Source organism: Pedobacter sp. PACM 27299 (assembly GCF_001412655.1).
Lineage (GTDB): Bacteria > Bacteroidota > Bacteroidia > Sphingobacteriales > Sphingobacteriaceae > Pedobacter.
Genome location: NZ_CP012996.1, coordinates 3,413,147 through 3,434,384, shown reverse-complemented (window position 1 = coordinate 3,434,384; position 21,238 = coordinate 3,413,147). Strand labels below are relative to the sequence as shown.

The window sequence follows — 21,238 nt, the reverse complement described above, 5'->3', positions numbered from 1 at the left end:
CAGCAAATGATACCTGAATAATTGCAAATAACAAAATTTGTCTGACGAACCACCCTAAAAGAATACGCTAACGAAATTAGTACTTCGTTTATAAAAACAACCGCAAAGAAGAAGCCGGAGTAATCCGGCTTCTTCCTGTAAAAATATTGCTTCAATTATTAGGTACCATTGCTGGTATTATTGTTTAACGGGCTTACCGTCTTTATCTAATTTTACTGCGGCAGTTTCATCACCTTTTTTAATATCGATATGGTAATAACTTGACTTATCGGCATTAGTTACTAGAAATGCTGCTGTTGGTGTCCATTGTTTTACTGGTTCAGTTTGCAAAGTTGCTTTAACCGGTTCTGGCAAGTCAGCCAACTCTACTGGAACTTTAGTGGTACTATCTTGTTTAACTGTAATCGCTAAAGGCTCTTTTACTTCTGTTGCGTTTGCTGCTGTCATTCCTGCGAAAGCTAAAAATGCTGCTGATAAAATGATCTTTCTCATATCTCTTGTGTTTCAGTTAATATTCTAATGAATTACGCTTAGAGTAAGTTTAAAAATAAGGCCGTAAATGATGAATTGTGGCATATACCTGAAAAACAGTGTATTATGGTTTTATGTGCAATAGTTTACTGTAGCATTATTCCACAGTTTGTGGGATATAGAAGCAGTATGTAGTACATCAAGAGATAACCGGGTTTTTCTGATTAATAAACAGGCCTGCTTTTGAAAAAAGCAGGCCTGTTTATTAAAAATGTAAATGATTAAGTAATTATTTATTTCATGTCATTTTCCACTTTTCTAGCTGTACTCCTGCCAGGTAAATAAATTTGGAAACCAACACCTAAACTTAAGGTATGGCTATAAGCACTACTTCCAAAACCTACGATTCCATTGTATTTTAGTAAAGTTTCTAATCCAATAGAGCGGGTTACAAAATAGGTAAAGCCAGGGCCGAAGCTAAATCCAAGACCATTAGTAGAGCCTCCTGATCCTGCCGGGTTAATTCCGTTTACCCCTACAGTAGCCTCTCCAAAGAATTTAGAGTTTTTAACTACCTCATCTGTACCTTTTGACCCATAATACCTTCCCAAAGCACCAATACCATAAGAGATGCTCGTTCCTGCACCTTTTGCCGTAGCAAGCCCAAAATTAACATCTCCACCTAATGCCAAACCATCCTGTATAAACCAGGCGGCTTTTGGGTTGATATTTAAACTGAAGACATTTGGTTTGTCTAAGCCAAATTTGATGTCGGAAATGTTGGCACCCATCATTACATTTCCTTTTTGTATCTGTGCCGATGCTCCATAAAGCAGGCCGATAGTTAAACTAATTGTTAAGCATAATTTTTTCATGATATAGGATTTAAATGTATTTAGGTAACAATATATAAAGGGTTTGGTTTTTAAAAACTCCTATTAACAAGTACTTTATGGAAATTGTTGATCTAAGTGTTTTGTTCAAAAAACTTGATTTCCTTGATTCTGGCTCATATAATAGCCTTCGTAAAATATCTTAGTACCTTTGGAAGTAGAAATAAATCTTATTCTAATGAAATTACCTTTTGGAACGGTCATTCAAGACCAACCTAATTACTTTGTTGAAAAAATATGGAAAGGTTTAATGAATCTGTCCGACCATATGGAGGGTGACTATTACCGCTACTTACAGCGTCATTTAGAAAAATTCAACAGAAGTTGGGATGGAGATCAGTATACTGAATTTCTGGAACCAAAAATACATACCATTCGCAGAGATGCAGATGATCTATGGCATTCTGGAATGGAAATCACCATGGTAATTAATCAGGATAGCGCTGAAGAATTTCAATTTACTCCAGTTTTAATTTGTCAGCATATTCAACATATTGAAATTAAAAAAGAAGAAAATAGCCCCTTCAGACTACGCATTGATGGACAGCTATTCACCGACTCAGTCTTGCAGGAATTTGCTGTAAACGACGGTTTTTCGGATGCTGCAGCATTGTTCGCTTATTTTGGTGGAAACTTTAAAGGAAAGCTGATTCACTGGACTCCATTTAAATATTAACCAGCTGTATGATGATTACAACCTATCATATTGAAGATTTCAGCTCCCCTTGTACGATTCCGAATCAGTTTATCATGGATAGATTTGAAAACGTTGGGCGGCCTATAAATATGGCATGGCCGCATAAACATAGTTTCTATGAAATTTTATGGCTGGAAAAGGGACCATCTTTGCATACTATAGACCAGCATTCTTTTGAATTGTCCCTGGATTCGATCTTCTTTATCGCTCCAGGACAAATTCACGAATTGGAAAAAGAAGAAGATATAAAGGGGTATAGCGTGATGTTTACGGAGGATTTCTTAGCCTTAGGCAATGGTGGCCAGGATGTACTTAAAGGGCTCTCTTTTATGGAAAACACTTACACTAAGCCGGCTTTCACATTGGTTGAAAAAGAATTAAATGGACTTTTTGCCTCTCTAAATATGCTCCATCTGGAAACCGCAAGAGCGGACCGTTCTGCACATGTAATCCGTCATTTACTCCTGACCTTCCTCTTTCAAATCAAAAGAATGGTTGCTGAAACACCTGATGCAGTAAAGGATAATCTACAGGTGATCAGGGTTAAACAATTTAAAAAACTGGTAGAATGCCATTATAAAGAGGAAACTAGGCTTTCCTTTTTTGCGGACACCCTGTTTATCACAACGGCGCAGCTCAATGAATTGGTAAAAGTAATTACCGGAAAAACAGCTGGTGAAACCATAAGAGAACGCCTGTTACTGGAAGCCAAAAGAATGCTGATCCATGGTCACCTGAGTATAGGACAGATTGCTGCTGAACTAGGATTTACTGACTTTTCTTACTTCTCCAGACAGTTTAAGAAGCAAGAAGGCTTGAGTCCAGCTGCTTTTCGTAAGCTGAAAATGGATTAGTTGTAATTAAAAGTGCCAATAAAGGCTCGCATTATCCTAAAATTTGAAATGTTTTCGAGATACCTTTGCAAATAAAAATTAAGCGATAAGATAGCATGGAAATTAAGCTGAATACTATTCCTGAAGCAATTGAAGCATTAAAAGCGGGGAAAGTGATCATTGTAGTAGATGATGAAAATCGGGAGAATGAAGGTGATTTTATCAGCACCGCGGAAAATGCAAGTCCAGAAGTTATCAATTTTATGGTCACTCATGGCCGTGGATTAGTTTGTGCACCCTTAACTGCCCAGCGTTGTGATGAACTTGAACTTCATCAAATGGTTAAACAGAATACTGCCGCTTACGAAACCAGTTTCACCATTTCTGTGGATTTATTAGGTAAGGGCTGTACCACCGGGATTTCTGCTTCTGATCGTTCCAAAACCATCCGTTCCTTAATCGATCCTGAAATTAAAGGTTTTGACTTGGGAAGACCGGGGCATATTTTTCCATTACGTGCTGCAGAGGGCGGTGTATTGGCCAGACCAGGACATACGGAAGCTACAGTAGATCTGGCACGTTTGGCAGGAATGAATCCAGCTGGCGTATTGGTCGAAATCCTGAAAGAAGATGGAGAAATGGCACGGATGCCAGATCTGATGAAAATTGCAGCAAAATATCAATTGAAAATCGTTTCTATCGAAGACCTTATTGGTTACCTACAGAAGCAAAAAAATCGCTGAGCTAAAAAACCCGCCCCGCATTTACAAGATAAAGGGTTTTTAAGGTAAATAGGTTTGATCAGATAATCTTTTTATCATTTGAGAACTCTGTTCACGCCCATGCTCCAACCGATCTTTGAAAAACAGCTTGGCTTGATCGAAATGCTGCTTATAACCTTCCATATCCCCATAACCAATAATAGAAGTCCATTCGCGTACTGCGGAATGAAATTCGAGGTCGTCTGCACGTATGCTTTTATCGAATAAAGCCGCAGTGATCGACTCCTCCAACAGTTCTTCATTGCGGAAAAGGTATTCTACAATCCCAAGTCGCAGGCGAAAGGGCGGAGTCTGGCAGATCAAATTGTCATAAGGGTTGGTATTTAAATGATACCAGGCATCTGCCATACTCAATAAACTAAGGTGGGAATTTGCTTTTCTAACTCCTGGACTGGCAGAAAGGGAGAACTCCCTCATGATTTGATCATCCAGCAACAATGGTTTTCTGCTTTCATGGAAAACAAAATCCCGTACTTTATAAAGCCTGGTTCTGAAATCTTGTTCTTCTTCCATGATCATCATTTTGAAAAGCTCAGATTCCGACTGTGCATATCGTTTTACCTGCTGACGCGCAAAAGGGTTTAATATGGCGAGTCCCGCATAAATATGTGCTTTATAACTAAAAATTCTCAAGGTAGTCAGAATTTTCACATTGTCTATTCCGCCCAGATAAGAAGCATTTTCCCAAGGAAAAAAACCTGCACCAGCCCAGGCAGTACCCATACTTTCAAAGCCAACATGCGTAGCTGCCTGCGTATCAGCAACAATACGGTCGTGATCTTTATAATCCTTCATTTCAACCATTTCTGAGCCTAAACAGGAGAGGAGGTCCGTCATTCGCTGGTAAGCTTCCGCTGTAGTCCTGTGTGGGATCACGATCATTTTTTGTCCAGCAGGATCAAAGCCAGGGCCATGAAGGGAGTGACAGGTGATGATATGTACATCTTTCGGCAGGTGCTTTTCAAATGCCATAATCTCAGGGTGCTTTACAGAAGTTTGCCCGGCCACAATAGCTCCATATTTCGTAGAACTGCCGTACCATCCCAGTACTTCTTCAATCCGTTCAGATTCTACCGCATAAAAAATCACATCGCAGATGCGTGACACTTCTTTGCCATCATAAAGGATGGAAATGCCTAAAGGATTCAATTCTTCTTCCAGTTGTGTCCGCCTTTGCGGGAGATCTGAACCATATACGGAATATCCTGCCCTGGCAAAACCTCTGGCATACATTTTCCCCATATCGCCCAGACCAATGATTCCTACATTCATAAAATTTTTTCTTGATACAAATAACCGAAATTCCGATGGATTACAAAATGACGCACATCACATGTCTTTATTTATCGTTAGTAAACAACGATTTCATCACTAAACATAAATCCTTTTTTCTCATTTTTTGCGGTAATCCGAAGATAACGTGCGGTGTGGCCTTTAAGGTCAAAAATGAAAGTCTTAAACCTTAATGAATCATCCGTATAAGGCACGTCGTTATCTATCTGTGGAAGTGCTTTAAAGCTGATTCCATCATTGGAAAGTGCTACTTTAACGTAGGCAGGCATGTATACGCCTGGTCCGGTCAGCTGCATATACCTCATTTTCAATTGCTGTAATGCCTGAGGATTTTCCAGGTCTATTGTTACATCCAGGTCCCCTAAAAAGCCTTGCCACTGTCCGTCTCCATAAGTTAAATCTCCAGTTTGCCCGTTTACCAATGTGAGCTCCTTTTGTGCCGGATAATTACTGCTGTATTTATTATTGTAGGTTACTTTTTTTCCGATCGCTTTGTGCAGATCTATTTCCAGTTCTTGTACTTTCCCTATAGGAAGCTGGTCCTTGAAAATTACTGCTTTTACAGTTCCACTATGGTTTAAGGAAATACCATCTTTATATATTGGTGAATTGACGGTCGGTATACTGCCGTCTATTGTATACCTGATTTCTGGCTGAAATTGCTCTGAATTGATGGTCACCCGTGCTAATTTACTAGCCATGTCAAAGCTGGATAGGATACTCAGGTTATTCGATGGCGGATAATAATTGACATTAAATTGCTGTAATAATCGATAATGTTGCTGTAGACGGGCCTGAAAATCATCCCAGTTTTTACGGCTTTCTGGAGTCCAGGCTACTTCCGAAAGTGCAATTGCTCTTGGGAAAACCATATAATCTACTTGATTGGAAGTTGGCATATATTCCGCCCATACATTGGCCTGAACGCCTAGTATGTGTTTTTGTTTTGCAAGCTCAATTTCCGCTGGAATAGGCTGGTAACTGTATACCTTTTTCAAAGGAAGGTAACCACCGATGGATTCCGGCTGACCGATTGGGTTGGTCTGATAAGAATCCAGATAAAGGTGCGAACCCGGTGTCATGATCACATCATGTCCTGAATTAGCCGCCTCAATACCGCCTTTTTCGCCTCTCCAACTCATCACTGTCGCATCTGGGGCTAAGCCACCTTCTAAAATTTCATCCCAGCCAATTAATTTTCTTCCTTTCTTGCTCAGGTAAGCCTCCATTCTTTTGATCGCATAACTTTGCAGACCATGTTCGTCTGTCAGGTCAAAATCTTTGATTACTTTCTGGCATTTTGGACATTGCTTCCAGGCTGTTTTATCTGCTTCATCTCCACCAATGTGAATGTATTTAGAAGGGAATATTTCCAAAACCTCATCCAACACATTCTCCAGAAACTTAAAGGTATCTTCATTACCAATACAGAATTCTGAATTTTTATAAGGAAGACCATAACATGATAAATTAGGGTAGGCAGCAAGTACCTCTTCACTATGTGCCGGCATTTCAATTTCAGGAATCACGGTGATACCTCTTTTAGCAGCATAAGCAATCAACTCTCTTGCTTGTTCAGCAGTATAAAAGCCACCCGAAGCATTTGGGTTCCCCATTTCAACGTATTTCCTGCCGTTGTTCCACCAGTTTTTCCAGCTGGCATCAGTCCTCCAGGCTGCAAATCGAGTCAGCTCCGGGTATTTTTTTATCTCTAGGCGCCATCCTGCACCATCTGTGAGGTGCCAATGAAAAGTGTTTAACTTATATATAGATAAAAGATCAACATATTTTTTTAAAAAACTAAGGGGTAAAAAGTGACGCGATACATCGAGCATTAATCCACGGTAGCCAAAAGCAGGTCGATCCTCAATCCATACTGCAGGCAGAGATTTAGTGTCTTTTCTGGTATAGGCTATCTGACGTAATGTCGATATGCCTTGAAGTAATGCTTGCGGCTGATGTGCAGTAATCACAATTCTGTATGGTGTAATTTCCAGGCGATAAGCATCCTGGGCTAGGGGATCATCTTTAGCAGCTTTCAGTAAAGCAACGCCTTGTTTTGGTAGGTGCTTACCATTTTTAAGTATTTTTACTTCTTCAAATTTTAGGTAAGGATGTTCCTTCAGCAGTGCTGCCGCTTCTTTAAAATCGGGATTTGCAAAAACGTCTGTATGGGTAGTATATATATAGTGTCCTTTTTTAGCTAACTGAACAAGTGGTTTTGGAATGATAAATAAAGAATCCTGTGCGTAAGTAATTTGCGGTGTTAAATATAATGTTGCAGCAAAAGAAAGGGCTGCAGCCCATTTAGTCGTATTCATGATTTTTGGTTTCAGGTTTGTGTATTCCAAATTTACGGATTATAAGGACAAAAGAAACTGCCATTAAATTTAGTTTCGATAGAAACCATCAAATTTATTTTATTAATTTTAAAAGAAATAATTATATTTATATAACCAAAAATTACACGCTCATGGGTTTCTTATCGTCATTTTTTAGAAAAGGCAAGTCAACAGGAGGAGAAAAAGAATTTGGTCTCGGGTATATTCCCAGAGAAGCTGCTGAGCTGAGTTGGGCAACAGAAAAAGCAAGATTAACACTGTGGTATTTTGAGGAACACCTGAAAAGACCAACCTTAGGTCAGGATTATTTTTCGATAAAAGTAAAGGTAAAGGATGAGGGGCGTGTAGAACACCTATGGCTATCAGCGCCAGATTTTGATGAGGAAGGAAACTTTTATGGAAAAGTGGGCAATGAACCGATTCAGGTGAAAAACATAAAATTGGGACAGGAAATTGGAGTTGGCAGGTCTTTAATCTCTGATTGGATGATTGTAGAACAAGGCACTTTACTTGGCGGATATACCATTCGGGCAATTCGCGATGGACTGCCGCAGGTAGAAAAACAATTCTTTGATGAGTCCATCGGTATTGCCATAGATGCCGGAGCAGATCATTTTATCCCGGACTTTAATACACCGGAAGGAGCCATCACTGCTTTAGAACAAGCTTACACAAACAAAGATCTCCAGGCAGCAATTATTTGTAAAGATTTCCGGGAAGAAGCGCGCATGGTTTTGGGGGAAGTCAATATGGCTGATTTTGACCTGATTCAGGAAACGTCAGAAGTGCTGGAGGCCGCTTATATAGAAAGTCTGCAGAAATGTGGAATGCCAGATTTATCTCATGCAAAGCGTGCATTTACTAAAAGGGAGCAATTTAATGAGGATGCCTGTATCGTGACAGAAGTCTGTACTTTTCCTAATGGAGTAGTGAGTACACAAAAACTGCTGACCATTAAAACCAGCCAAGGTTGGAAAGTGATAGGAGTGTACGATAAAAACATTGCTTCCTAAAATACTAGAAAGCAATGTGTAAAATATAACTAATGAGGATCGCTTGTATCTACAGGTCTTTTAATAAAGGATAGATAATATGCGGACACCATAATGATCACCACAAGCGAAAGTAAGAAAGCTACCATACGTATTGCTATTTAAAGTTGATAATAAAATATGGTATGAAGGTAATGATTCTTTTTAATACCCCCGACTGATATCGTTACTGTTTTTTTTACATTCCGAATAACCGACTCTTTTTCATTGCCTTATCTTGGTTTTGTCCGCTGTATCTCTACCAGCATCACATTCTTTATAATTGGTATAGGAATAAATTGCTTTTACAATCGTAAATTAGCCGCGCCTAAACCCTTAATCCCCCAATTGAATATGGCCTTAAAGAGAGTATTAAAAGTCGGTTTAGACTCTGCCGCACCCTTCCCAATGCACTCAGACTATAATTCTGAAAGATTTGAAGGTTTTGAAGTAGATCTGCTTAGCGAAATTGCCAAGCAACTTGATTTTGAAATACAGTATGAAGTTTCTTTATGGAAGAAAATCCTTGGGAAATTATTTAAAGGTGAATTGGATTTGATCTGCTCTGCAGTAACGATGACTGCTACCCGTAAACACATCCTTGAATTTACAGAACCTTATTTACACTTCAGGTTATGCGCAGTAGTGGCTGCTGCTGATGTGCAGATCAATGAAGTAAAGGATTTTAAAGAGAAACGAATTGGAGTAAGGATTGCGGCAGAAGCAGAACGTCATGTGCATACTAAATTTCCTGAAGCAAATATGGTGCACGCTGACACCAATAAAGAACTATACGAACAATTGGAATCTGGCGAAATTGATGCCTTAATTGATGATTCACCAATTGCCAATGGTTTTCTGCAAAACAATGAAAAGTTAAAAATCGGACTGTTTTTACCAGGTACTGATTCACAATATGCCATTGCTATGAAAAAAGGAGACCTTGAATTGAAAGACCAGCTCAATGAGGCTTTGAAATTGCTTAGAGAGAACGGAATTTATGATCAACTTTATCAGAAATGGTTTTCTGGTATGGAATTCTAAAGTTTTGTTGCACAATATTTACAGTATTTAGCATCGTCATCGTGGCCTTCCCGGCCACAACCCGGACAAACTTCATGATGAAAACCCTTCTTTCTGGCGGCAACAGCCATCTCAGTGGTAATAATCCCTGTGGGTACGGCAATAATGGCATAACCAGTGAGCATGATTAAAGAAGCTACAAATTTCCCCAAAGGGGTAACAGGTGAAATATCCCCGTAACCAACAGTAGTAATGGTCACAATTGCCCAGTAAATACTCTCAGGGATGCTGGAAAATCCATTCTCACGATTTTCTACCAAATACATAATAGAACCAAGAACAACCACAAGAGCCAGTACTGTAAGCATGAAGATGCTGATTTTTCGCATACTTCCCCGGAGTGCTACGGTTAGGAATTTCATTTCCGAAAGGTATCTTCCCAGTTTGAAAATTCGGAATACACGAAGTAACCTTAAGGCGCGAAGGGCAAGGAGAGATTGTCCGCCAACAAAAATTACACTCAGATAGGAAGGAATCAGTGCCAGTAAATCCACAATTCCCAATGGGCTTTTGATGTAATTAATAGGATGTTTGATAATAATGAGCCTCAGGATATACTCTATGGTGAACAAAACAGTGAAAGTCCATTCTATAATAGAGAATAACCCACCATACTTTTGATGATAGCCGTTTACGCTATCCAGCATCACAATCAGAATGCTGGCAAAGATGGCAATCAGTAAGGCGACATCAAATGCTTTACCGGCATAAGTGTTAGACTCATAAATAATTTCATGGAGCTTTTCCCGCCAATCCTGTTTTTTCTGTTTCTCCATATTTTGTTCCTCTTTCAAGGATTTAGCTGAAAATTCTTAAAAAGTGATTCTCCAGGTGATTCCGCATCGCATTTCTAAATAGTTCTGGAGAGCCGTTCTCCAGGATATCCACAAGGCCTTTGTGGGAAACGAATTTCTTGATGGTTGCCTGTTTCTTTAATAATCCACTATTATGTACGTAATCAAAAACTGGAAGTAATAGCTTTTGGAACTTCTTTAAAGTTTGATTTCCAGTGATTTCATACAATTTCCCATGAAAGGTAATCTCATGATCTATATGAAAAACGTAATCTTCGGAGGTGTCAGGTTCATTTTTAACGATTTCCTTTAGCTCTTTAATGTGTTCAGGGTTGATGTTTTGAAAGAGAAAATCAGCCATGCCTATCTCTAAAACAAGACGCATTTCAAAGATCTCTTTTAAGGTTTCCTGATCCAGTAAATGTGGATCCATGGATTTACCTATGATGCTGAAAATATCTGGGCTGGTAATCACAGAGCCCTTCTTTTTTTTCGTCTCTATTAGCCCCCTCATTCTTAATCTCAATAAAGCTTCGCGGGTAACGGTGCGGCTTACGCCAAGATTTTTTGATAAATCTATTTCTGTAGGAATGACATCTCCGATTTTCAACTTCCTGTCTACCAGTAACTGTACAAGATTGGCTTCTACCTTATCTACCAAACTGCTGGTATCCATCTGGATAAATGTATTCACTATGCTGCTGTCCATATTATGTATAATAATAAATTGTGAGAGTATACCTCTAAATTAACACTAATAAAGCGGTTTATCAAAAATGCCAATAAAAAAATCATAAATAATTCTTGCTTTCAAATAATATTTATCTCAACTTAGTGGTATTATGTATAACATAATGCTAACCAAAAACCAATAGTATGAAACAGTTTTACCTAAAAACAGTTGTTTTAGTGTGCTGCCTATCCTCCTTTATAGGCGCATTTGCACAAAACAAAAAGGTAACCGGCACGGTTACTGGCGAAGATGACGGACAAGGGATTCCAAGCGTCAGCATTTCAATAAAAGGAACAAAATCGGGTGGGCAAACAGATGTCAATGGAAAATTCATCATCGAAGCTAGTTCAAACGACATACTCGTGTTTACTTACGTTGGGTACCTAACTCAAGAACAAAAAGTAGGCAATAACACCAATTTAAAAGTAGTGATGAAACCAGCCAATGCCAATCTTGATGAAGTGGTAGTGGTGGGGTATGGTACGCAAAACCGCCGTACCGTTACTAACTCTATTGCAAAACTAGATAAAGAAGTGCTGGCAAATGCTCCACGTGCCAATGTGGGCTCCGCTTTACAAGGTACCATTGCCGGCGTACAGGCAATTAGTAAAAGCGGACAGCCAGGTGTTGGTCCAACTGTATTTCTAAGAGGCGGTGCTTCTATCAATTCTCCAGGAACTCCATTAGTGATTGTAGATGGGGTAATCAGGGATTACGATGACATTTCTTCTGAAAACATTCAATCAATGGAAGTGCTTAAAGATGCAGCTTCAACCGCAATTTATGGTGCCAGAGCAAACAACGGCGTAATTCTGATCACCACCAAGACAGGGTCAGCAGGTGCTGCAGAGATTAAGTATAAATTTACTGGTGGTTACAATGTGAGAAGAGAGGGCTATAACTATTTAGATGCTAAAGACTATATTTACTATACCCGTCTGGGGTACAAGAATGCCGGTAGAACATTGGCACAAGTGAATGGTTCTAGAGGATTAGGCCTATTAACCGATGCAGCCAATCTGGCTAGTTTCGACATCAGGTCTTATACTCCAGGCACTACTATATTGCCAGCTGGATGGGAAGTGATGAATGATCCATTTGCTGAGGGCAATCAAATCATGTTTAAAGATCATGGTGGTGAAATTGAAGACTTGGTGTTCAGAAATACTTATACTAAAGATCATTACATCAGTGCAAATGGTGGAAATGACAAAGGTAAATTTTTTGCCGCTTTTGATTCTTATAATGAAGATGGTGTAATCGTAGGTTCTCAATACAAACGATACACAGCTGATATCAACGGATCTTATAAAGTCAAACCAAACATCGAAATTGCTGGAGGTACTACACTTTCTACTTCGTCTCAAACGGGTACAATTGGTGGTGAAGTTAATTCACTATACAGAAGTATGGCAATCTGGCCAACATTTAACCCATGGATTGATGAAGCTAAAACACAGCCAAATCCTGGAAATAGTGCCAGTGATGGTAACCCATTATACTGGTTGGGTAGACTAGACCGACACAATGAGGTGAATAAAGTAGTGGTAAATGGTTCTGTGAAATGGGATTTATTACCGGGCTTATATTTCAAAGGAACAGCAAATGCATACCTTTTAGATAGAAAAGATGAGTCTTTTCAGAAATCTACACAGCTATATACCAATATTTTCGCTAGTCCGCAGTCCTTAAACAGCAGCAGCAGGGACGCGATCAACAAGTTAAGAAGAGATTTTCAGACTCAATTTAACGGTATTTTAAACTATAATAAGTCCTTAAATCAACACAATTTTACAGCGATGACTGGCGCGGAAACCTTCCAGATTAAAACCAATAATTCTCAGTTGTATGGACAGAATGCTCCAACAGATGAAATTCCTACCATCAATGCTTCTACCGTTTTTCCCGCAACAGTAAATGGAGAAAAAGCAAATTACAGTGATAAATCCGTTTACCGCATCAATTCCTTCTTCGGAAGATTTGCGTATGATTTTGATCAGAAGTACTTATTCACAGCAGTAATTCGTGCAGATGGCGCTTCCAGCTTACCTGATCAACATAAATGGGGTTATTTCCCTGGTGTCTCCGCAGGATGGAATGTTCAAAAAGAGAATTTCTATGTGAATTCAGGCATCAATAAATATGTTTCTACTTTAAAACCTAGATTGAGTTATGGTGTGAATGGTAACATTGCTGGTTTGGGCAGATACGAAACACAGGGTGTATACACTTCTCCAGCAAATTATGATGGTGCTGGTGGATTCTTCCATGATAAATTAGCCAATCAGGATCTGAGATGGGAACGCAGCAAGACTTTAGGCGCAGGTTTAGACCTTGGTTTATTACAGGATAGAATTACTTTATTGTTTGATTATTATGACCGTAGAACATCAGATTTATTAACAAATCTACTACTGCCTGATTATACCGGTTATCCGCCACTAAAAACAAACGCTGGTACCCTACAGAATAAAGGATATGAGTTTGCTGTAAATGCAAGGGTATTGAGCACTACAGCCGGTTTTACGTTAAATCTGGGTGCGAATGCCAGTTATGTGAAAAACAAGGTGTTGAAACTTCCTTTCAATGGAAATGAAAACAACAGACAAGGTGGTTTGCAGGTGTATGACGCTAAATCTGGACAATTGAAATGGGTAGGAGGTCTTCAGGAAGGTCAGTCAATCGGTGATATTTATGGCTTCAAACAGGTATCTATCTTTAAAGATCAGGCAGAAGTAGATCGCATTGCAGGTAATAGAACTGATGCCATTGCGAATGTTACCGGAATAAACTTACCAAAAGGCAGTGCCGGATCAGGTAGAATTGAACCTGGTGATGTCAACTGGCTGGATGTAAATGGTGATAATATTATCGATTCAAGAGATCAAGTATATTTAGGAAATACTGCACCAAAATGGACTGGTGGTTTTAATGCGACTGCAGCTTATAAAGGAATTACTTTATATACCAGATTTGAGTTTGCATTAGGTCATACGGTTTACAATGACCTGTTAGCCCGTACACTTGGAAACTATCAGGGAACATTTAACTATACGGATTTGATCAAAGACGCATGGAACCCAAATAATACTGTTACTGATATTCCTAAGGTGTATTATGCCGATCAGGTACAAGGCTCTAAACAAAATTATACAAGAGCAAATAATGCAGCGGCTAATTTGAATGGAAACAACTCCTTGCTGTATGAAAAAGGTGATTATCTGGCGCTGAGAGAATTGACACTTTCTTACAGCCTGCCAAAATCACTAATGGCAAAATCTAAAATCTTATCACATTCAAGAATTTATGCGACAGGAACTAACCTTTTCTACATCACCAAGTTTACTGGATCCTCTCCGGAAGCACCTTTAGATGCCGATAACAAACTTACCGGCGTTTATTTAGGCGCGTATCCTACTGCAAGATCCTTTGTGTTTGGCTTTGAAGTTTCCTTTTAACTAACCTAGATGATAAACATCATGAAAAATAACTATAAAAATATAATTGCAGCTGCCTTACTTGTATGCAGTCTTGGAGCTTGCAAGAAAAGTTTGGATTTAAAACCAATCAGCAACCTGAGTGATGATACTTTCTGGAAAACCAGCGACCAGTATGATGCTTTTGTAGCAGGAATTCATAGTAAATTCCGTGGACACAGTAAGAATTTTATGTTTCTTGGCGAGATGAGATCCGGTATATTCGGGAACGATCCAGGCAGCAGTGCTTCTTTTACTGGTGAAGCGTCACAAGGATTAGAACGTATGTGGCTGCAGACTTTAACGCTGGATGCCGCCGGAGTGATTACTTACGGTACTTTCTACAGCAATATCAATCAGCTAAACCTATTGATTCATAGGCTTAATACCGGAAATGTAGTCACTGAGGCGACTAAAAAGTATGAATTGGGCATCGCTTATGGAATGCGTGCTTATTATTATTATCAATTGTACCGCAGTTGGGGAAACACAGTGATCATCACTGATTTTATTGATGCGGCTAACCTGGATCTTTTTAACCTTGCTAAAGCAGCTTCGCCTGCAGCAGATGTGATGAAAATGATTAAAGAGGATATAGATTTATCGATCCAGAACTTTGGTACAGATTATTCGATTAAGCACAATAAAGGATACTGGTCTAAGCCAGCGACTTTAATGCTGAAAGCGGATGTTTACCTGTGGACTGCACACAGAACTGGCGGTTCGGTGGATGCAACTACTGCAAAAACAGCATTAACAGACATTCAAACCAATGTCCCAGCTTTAAATTTAGTGACTGTTTCTAGTAATTCTGCGCTCAGCCCCTTTGCAGATCTGTTCTCTACTAAACCTAATGCTGAATTTATTCTGGCCAGTAAATATGCCTTAAATGAAGCAGAAATGACTTTTATTCCAGAATCATTTACTCCTCAAACGGGCTTAATTGCAAATTATTATGATTCTCTGGCCAATAGAAAATTTAATGTCACTACCGATAATTACACTGGTCAGTTACGTGCACCTATAAGAATTGGTGTTTATAGAATGTTCAATGATAAAGACACCCGTAAATTGGCAACCATTCAAGCCGCTTATAGCAAGCCCCTTACCGGAAATTATATTATGGCAGGTGTTTTCCTAAAGAAATTCCAGGGACAGCAAGATGCCGCCAGTAGAAAATATACCAATGACTACCCTATTTATCGTTACGCAGATTTACTGTTGTTACTTGCTGAGGCTAAGGAAGTGTTGGGGGAAAGCCCTGCTGCCGAAATTAATGCGGTAAGAGCCAGAGCTTATGGTGTAAATTATAATCCCGCTGTTCAGGGCTTCCCTAACATGCCTGGTGATGCGAATATTAAACAAGCAATTCTACAAGAACGCTTATTCGAGTTTATTGGAGAAGGCAAGCGCTGGTACGATTTAAGACGTATGGGAGATAGTTTTGTCTATGCAAATACCGCGATAACAGCGGCCGATGCTTATAAGTTATTATGGCCTGTAGATCGAGCTACATTAACCAACAATAAAGCCTTGGTTCAAACTACCGGCTATTCACAATTCTAATAAATATTTGGTGTAGGAGTGGAGACCGTAATGGTCGACACTCCTAATTATCCTTCCCTGATTTCTATTCTTTAAACCCTATATAAAATGACTATTCAACACTTACAAGGCCTGATTGCTGCTCCATTTACGCCAATGGATGAAAATGGACAATTAAATGTGGCCTTGATTCCAAGTTATTACCAATTTTTAAAAGCTAACAAAGTAACCGGCGCATTTATATGTGGTTCTACTGGAGAGGGCGTATCCTTAACCAACACAGAGAAAAAAGAAGTCGCAAAGGCATGGGCAGATTGCACACGTGGCGATAAGGATTTTAAGGTAATGATGTTTCTGGGGGGAACCAGCGTTGCCGATTGTAAAGATCTGGCCTTATATTCTAAAGAAATTGGTCTTTATGCCATCTCTTTTACTGCACCATTCTACTTTAAACCTGCAAATGTAGAAGTCCTGGCCGCAATATGTGCTGAAATTGCAGCAGTAGCACCAGAGATGCCTTTCTATTATTACCATATTCCAGTACTGACAGGTGTAGGATTTGCCATGTACGACCTGTTGCAGGCTATCGATGGGAAGATTCCTAATTTTGCAGGAGTAAAATACACGCATGAAGATTTCATGGATTTCCTATCTTGTATCCATTTTCGAAATGGTAAATATGATATGTTGTGGGGCCGTGATGAGAATATGCTTTCCGCATTGGTTTTAGGAACTAAAGGCGCAGTAGGAAGTACCTTTAATTATGCAGCTCCTTTGTACTATGATATGATCGAGGCTTTTCAAAACAATGATTTGAAAAAAGCACAGCTGTTACAGCAGACTTCAATTGATATGATCAGATTATTAGGTAAATACGGCGGTATTGCCACTGGAAAGGCCTATTTAAAATTAGTTGGTGTAGATTGCGGTGAATTTAGACTGCCTGTAAAAAATATGACTGCAGCACAATTTGAGAGTTTTAAACAAGATGTAGCCGCTGTTGGTTTCGATAACTTTAAATCAAAAGCAGCTCATTAATCTATTTAATGTGATGAGCAAGTACTTATTTTATCTATCAGTCCCCCTTATGTTGACAACAACAGCCGTTTTCGCTCAGAAAACTACTGCTGAGCAGATCGAATGGTCTATTGCAGCTAAATTACAAACTTCCGATGGGCAAACTTCTATCGGCTTTGCCGGAGCAATCAATGCCGTTCTTGAAAATCGCCTGATTGTTGCTGGTGGCGCCAATTTTCCAGGCAAAAAGCCTTGGGAAGGTGGAAAAAAACACTATTCAAATGAGATTCACTTATTAGAGCAAAATGGGAATTCATTTTCCTGGAATATACAAAAAGCATTTTTGCCGGAAGCGATCGCCTATTGCGGGAATATCAGCACCAAATTTGGAATTGTGTACGCAGGTGGGGAGAATGAAAAAGGCTTATCTAAACAGGTTTTCCTAATCAAATGGGATCAGGCGAAGCAAAGTCCTGTCGTAAAACCTTTAGCCAACTTACCTGTCGCATTAACAAATGTTGCCTTGACCAATATTGGGAATCTGGTATACGCGATTGGTGGAGATCAGGAAAAGGAAACTTCCAAAGCGGTTTTTAGCCTTGATTTAAGCTCAGCTGATGGACTTTGGCAACTATTGCCAGAGTTGCCAGTTGCACTGGCCAATTCAGTAGTTGTAGCGGAGAAATCCTTAATTTATGTGATTGGCGGGCGTACAAAAACACCCTCAGGCATTAGCGATCTTCATTCCACTGTATTTATTTATCATCCTGAAAAAGGCGTTTGGAAAAATGGTGCAGCAATTAGTGATGGTAAAGAAGTAACAAACTTTTCTGCAGGAACAGGTCTGGCTTTTGGAAAAAATGAGATTCTAGTCTTTGGCGGTGACAATGGAAAAACCTTCCACCGGATAGAAACGTACCTCTCCAGAATCGCAAAAACAGAAGACCCAGCTGAAAAAACAAAATTAACCGCTGAAAAGAACCAGTTAAGTATTCAGCATGCAGGTTTTTACAAAGGGATTTTACGATACGATATCCTAAAAAATACCTGGTCAAAATTGGGCGAATTGCCTTTTCCTGCACAGGTGACGGCCATGGCCACAAAATGGAACAATAATATCATTATTTCCAGCGGAGAGGTTAAGCCTGGTGTCAGGACACCAAACATTACGCTTGGAAAAATTAAAGATTAGAAAATGAAAAACACAAACAGATATGCCTGGGTGGTGGTTGGATTATTGTGGGTGGTGGCACTATTAAATTATATGGACAGACAAATGCTGTCTACCATGAAGCCGGCAATGCAAATCGATATTCATGAACTCCAATCTGCCACAAACTTCGGATACCTGATGGCTATTTTCTTATGGATCTACGGTTTCATGAGCCCAGTTTCTGGAATTATTGCCGATAAATTCAATCGGAAATGGCTGATTGTTGGCAGTTTGTTCGTCTGGTCTTTGGTCACTTATTTAATGGGTTACGCAACCACCTTTAACCAAATTTATTGGCTTCGGGCATTGATGGGCGTGAGTGAAGCGTTATATATCCCTGCGGGATTGTCGCTAATTGCTGATTTTCACTCCTCGAAAACCCGGTCGCTGGCCATTGGAATCCACATGACTGGCCTTTACATGGGCCAGGCATTGGGAGGTTTCGGCGCAACAATCGCCGACAAATTTTCCTGGCAAGCCACCTTTCATTCTTTTGGAATTGTAGGAGTGGTTTATGCATTAGTGCTGGTTTTTTTTCTTAGAGAGAAAAAAGCTAGCGAAAGCGTACAAATGGATGATGAGATAACAATGAAAGCAAAGCCTTCTATTTTTAAAGGCTTTGCTATTCTCTTTACTAATATTTCTTTCTGGATTATCCTGTTTTATTTTGCCATTCCAAGTTTACCAGGCTGGGCAGCAAAAAACTGGTTACCGACACTTTTTGCTCAAAATCTGAACATCCCAATGTCCACAGCTGGTCCTTTATCGACCATTACAATTGCTTTTTCTTCTTTCGTAGGCGTGATATTTGGCGGAATTCTCTCGGATAGATGGGTGCAGAAAAATATTAAAGGACGAATTTATACCAGTGCAATTGGTCTGGCTTTAACGATTCCTTCTTTACTCTTTTTAGGATTCGGTCATTCTTTGTTTCATGTAATGGGCGCTGCACTTTGCTTTGGACTAGGCTTTGGAATGTTTGATGCCAATAATATGCCGATTCTTTGTCAGTTTGTTTCCTCAAAATACCGCGCAACAGCTTATGGTCTAATGAACATGACCGGTGTGTTTTTTGGTGCATTTATTACCGATCTCCTGGGGAAATCTTCAGATGCAGGACACCTGGGACAAGATTTTGCAATGCTTGCCGGAATTGTTTGCCTTGCGCTATTCGTACAGCTATACTTCCTTAGACCAGTAGCCAATGATTTTGCCGATGCCTAATGATGGGGATGAAGCAGCTAAGCTATAATTGATAGCGCCAACAAGAATAGGCTGAGCTCCTGGAGCCATGGCCAAATCATAAAATAAGATTTTAACTATAAATGCCGATACCAAGGAACTGAGCTAATGACCATTATTTAATAGCCGAAACTTTTTAACACGATAAAACTAAACATGATGATTTCACAACACTACAAATGCGCCGCGCTTTCTCTTTTTTTATTAGCCACTGGGTTAACCGCCAGCAGCCAAAAAGTGCAATCCAATTCGATTGATTTAAAGATCAGCGCGAAGCAAACCATAAACCCAATTCTAAAAAGGAAAGCGATCAATCCGCTGTGGCGCATGGAAATTGAAGTTCCGATAGAAGGACTAGCATTTAAAACGCTGTTAGGTACGCTAAATAAATCAGGTTTGAAGGATCTTCAATCTTTGGAGGCTTATCTAAGTACGGAGAATAAAGAGAAAGAACAAGTGCTGGATGCGAAGAAAAAGATTGGCGCTGTAGTCGTGTCTGGAAAAAACTTCCGCATTCCTCTTGATGGTAAATTAGCTCCAGGGAAACAAGTGATCTGGATCAGTGCTACTTTAAAACCAGAAGCAAATATCGACGACCGTGTGGAACTAAAGGTTTCAGATTTAATAGATGTTGCCAATGTAAAACATAAAATCAGTATCCAAGGGCCAGTTGTGGCCAAAAGATTAGGAATCGCCATCAGAAATCCTAATGATGATGGGGTCAATTCTTATCGCATTCCCGGAATTATCGATACAGATAAAGGAACATTGATCTCCGTTTATGATGCACGTTATAAAAATAGTGGCGATCTGCCGGGTAATATTGATGTGGGAATGAGTAGAAGTAAAGATGGTGGCAAAACCTGGGAACCCATGAAAATCATCATGGATATGGGGGCTCCTCATGAAAATAATGGCGTTGGCGATCCTTCAGTTTTATTCGATCCCGTTACAAAAACCATTTGGGTAGCTGCATTATGGAGCAAAGGCAACCGCTCTATTGCAGGTTCTGGCCCTGGTCTTTCCGAAGAAGAAACCGGTCAATTTGCGCTAACCAGCAGTACCGATGATGGCTTAACCTGGACAAAACCATACAGCATTACCACACAGGTGAAAAATCCAATATGGAGACTGTTTTTCCCTGGCCCGGGAAATGGAATCGCAATGGCAGATGGTAAAATTGTATTCCCTGCACAATATTGGGATGAAAATAAAATGCCGCATTCTACATTGATTTATAGTGCAGATCATGGTAAAATCTGGAACGCAGGAGTGGGGGCCAAATCAAATACCACAGAAAGTCAGCTGGTAGAAACTACACCAGGAAAAATTATGCTGAATATGCGCGATAACCGTGGGAAATTCAGAAGTGTAGCGACGACTACAGATATGGGCTTAAATTGGGAAACACATCCTACTTCTGTGAAAGCATTGATCGACCCGGTGTGTATGGCCAGTTTTATTAAAGCCCGCGTGAAAGTAAAAGGGAAAATGAAAGATGTACTGTTCTTCAGTAATCCTAACTCTTCAAAAGATAGAAAAGACATGACCATTAAAATGAGTCTTGATCTTGGAGAAACCTGGGAAGATGCCAGTTTATTGGTAGACGAAAGAGATGCTTTCGGGTACTCAGCACTAACTAAAATTGATGAGGAGACTTTAGGTTTGCTATATGAAGGTGTACGTGATTTATACTTTGTACGCATCCCGGTTAAAGATCTTTTAAAATAACGAATCACCAACGCATCCAGGAAACCCGATTACCTGGATGCGTTTCTTGCAGTTTGAGGCTG

The 21,238-nt window shown here is 39.7% G+C and carries 16 protein-coding genes and 1 pseudogene; 11 read left to right on the top strand and 6 right to left on the bottom strand.

All coding sequences use genetic code 11. The annotated features are described in order from the left end of the window. Window positions 1-177 precede the first annotated feature (177 nt). Both AQ505_RS14475 and AQ505_RS14470 read right to left on the bottom strand, forming a co-directional pair. Complete coding sequence (locus AQ505_RS14475) at window positions 178-492, bottom strand: hypothetical protein (protein WP_062548834.1); 315 nt, start codon at window positions 490-492, stop codon at window positions 178-180. 272 nt (window positions 493-764) lie between these two features. Further along, on the bottom strand, window positions 765-1,346 hold the full coding sequence (locus tag AQ505_RS14470; protein WP_062548833.1) for a hypothetical protein: 582 nt from the start codon (window positions 1,344-1,346) through the stop codon (window positions 765-767). 196 nt (window positions 1,347-1,542) lie between these two features. Here AQ505_RS14470 and AQ505_RS14465 point away from each other — a divergent pair, with 196 nt between their 5' ends. The 3 genes and pseudogenes from AQ505_RS14465 to ribB all read left to right on the top strand — a co-directional run. Beyond that, the gene (locus AQ505_RS14465) at window positions 1,543-2,040 is read left to right on the top strand and encodes a hypothetical protein (protein ID WP_062548832.1); all 498 of its coding nucleotides are present in this window, start codon (window positions 1,543-1,545) and stop codon (window positions 2,038-2,040) included. Window positions 2,041-2,048: 8 nt separating this feature from the next. Then, a complete protein-coding gene (locus AQ505_RS14460) occupies window positions 2,049-2,915 on the top strand; it encodes an AraC family transcriptional regulator (RefSeq protein ID WP_062548831.1) in 867 nt (288 codons plus the stop codon). A 95-nt stretch (window positions 2,916-3,010) separates the two neighbouring features. Continuing rightward, window positions 3,011-3,613, top strand: a pseudogene (gene ribB, locus AQ505_RS14455) (3,4-dihydroxy-2-butanone-4-phosphate synthase); the annotation flags it as partial. Window positions 3,614-3,676: 63 nt separating this feature from the next. Here the strand turns inward: ribB and AQ505_RS14450 are convergent. After that, window positions 3,677-4,948 (bottom strand): prephenate dehydrogenase, encoded by a 1,272-nt coding sequence (locus tag AQ505_RS14450; RefSeq protein WP_062548830.1) that lies wholly within the window; start codon window positions 4,946-4,948, stop codon window positions 3,677-3,679. A 77-nt stretch (window positions 4,949-5,025) separates the two neighbouring features. Beyond that, the gene (locus AQ505_RS14445; protein ID WP_062551028.1) at window positions 5,026-7,290 is read right to left on the bottom strand and encodes a beta-N-acetylhexosaminidase; all 2,265 of its coding nucleotides are present in this window, start codon (window positions 7,288-7,290) and stop codon (window positions 5,026-5,028) included. A gap of 152 nt (window positions 7,291-7,442) precedes the next feature. Here AQ505_RS14445 and AQ505_RS14440 point away from each other — a divergent pair, with 152 nt between their 5' ends. Beyond that, window positions 7,443-8,324, top strand: coding sequence for a YegJ family protein (locus AQ505_RS14440; protein WP_062551027.1), 882 nt, complete (start codon window positions 7,443-7,445; stop codon window positions 8,322-8,324). Between the two features lie 372 nt (window positions 8,325-8,696). Next, window positions 8,697-9,386, top strand: a complete 690-nt coding sequence (locus AQ505_RS14435; RefSeq protein ID WP_062548829.1) for a substrate-binding periplasmic protein — start codon at window positions 8,697-8,699, stop codon at window positions 9,384-9,386. Here AQ505_RS14435 and AQ505_RS14430 read toward each other — a convergent pair. Then, window positions 9,383-10,201, bottom strand: a complete 819-nt coding sequence (locus AQ505_RS14430; protein ID WP_062548828.1) for an ion transporter — start codon at window positions 10,199-10,201, stop codon at window positions 9,383-9,385. The two genes, AQ505_RS14435 and AQ505_RS14430, sit on opposite strands and share 4 nt — an antisense overlap. A gap of 22 nt (window positions 10,202-10,223) precedes the next feature. Continuing rightward, complete coding sequence (locus tag AQ505_RS14425; protein ID WP_062548827.1) at window positions 10,224-10,928, bottom strand: FadR/GntR family transcriptional regulator; 705 nt, start codon at window positions 10,926-10,928, stop codon at window positions 10,224-10,226. A gap of 167 nt (window positions 10,929-11,095) precedes the next feature. Between AQ505_RS14425 and AQ505_RS14420 the strand changes: the two genes are divergently transcribed. From AQ505_RS14420 to AQ505_RS14395, 6 genes are all read left to right on the top strand, one after another. After that, complete coding sequence (locus AQ505_RS14420; RefSeq protein ID WP_062548826.1) at window positions 11,096-14,410, top strand: SusC/RagA family TonB-linked outer membrane protein; 3,315 nt, start codon at window positions 11,096-11,098, stop codon at window positions 14,408-14,410. A gap of 21 nt (window positions 14,411-14,431) precedes the next feature. Beyond that, window positions 14,432-15,994: a SusD family outer membrane lipoprotein NanU gene (gene nanU, locus AQ505_RS14415; protein ID WP_062551026.1), complete on the top strand. Its 1,563-nt coding sequence runs from the start codon at window positions 14,432-14,434 to the stop codon at window positions 15,992-15,994. 87 nt (window positions 15,995-16,081) lie between these two features. Beyond that, on the top strand, window positions 16,082-17,011 hold the full coding sequence (locus tag AQ505_RS14410; RefSeq protein WP_062548825.1) for a dihydrodipicolinate synthase family protein: 930 nt from the start codon (window positions 16,082-16,084) through the stop codon (window positions 17,009-17,011). A gap of 49 nt (window positions 17,012-17,060) precedes the next feature. After that, complete coding sequence (locus AQ505_RS14405; protein ID WP_231634881.1) at window positions 17,061-18,182, top strand: galactose oxidase; 1,122 nt, start codon at window positions 17,061-17,063, stop codon at window positions 18,180-18,182. Window positions 18,183-18,185: 3 nt separating this feature from the next. Next, entirely contained in the window at window positions 18,186-19,427 is a 1,242-nt protein-coding gene (locus tag AQ505_RS14400; protein WP_062548823.1) for an MFS transporter, read from the top strand. Between the two features lie 174 nt (window positions 19,428-19,601). Continuing rightward, entirely contained in the window at window positions 19,602-21,176 is a 1,575-nt protein-coding gene (locus AQ505_RS14395) for a sialidase family protein (protein WP_082461541.1), read from the top strand. Window positions 21,177-21,238 lie beyond the last annotated feature (62 nt).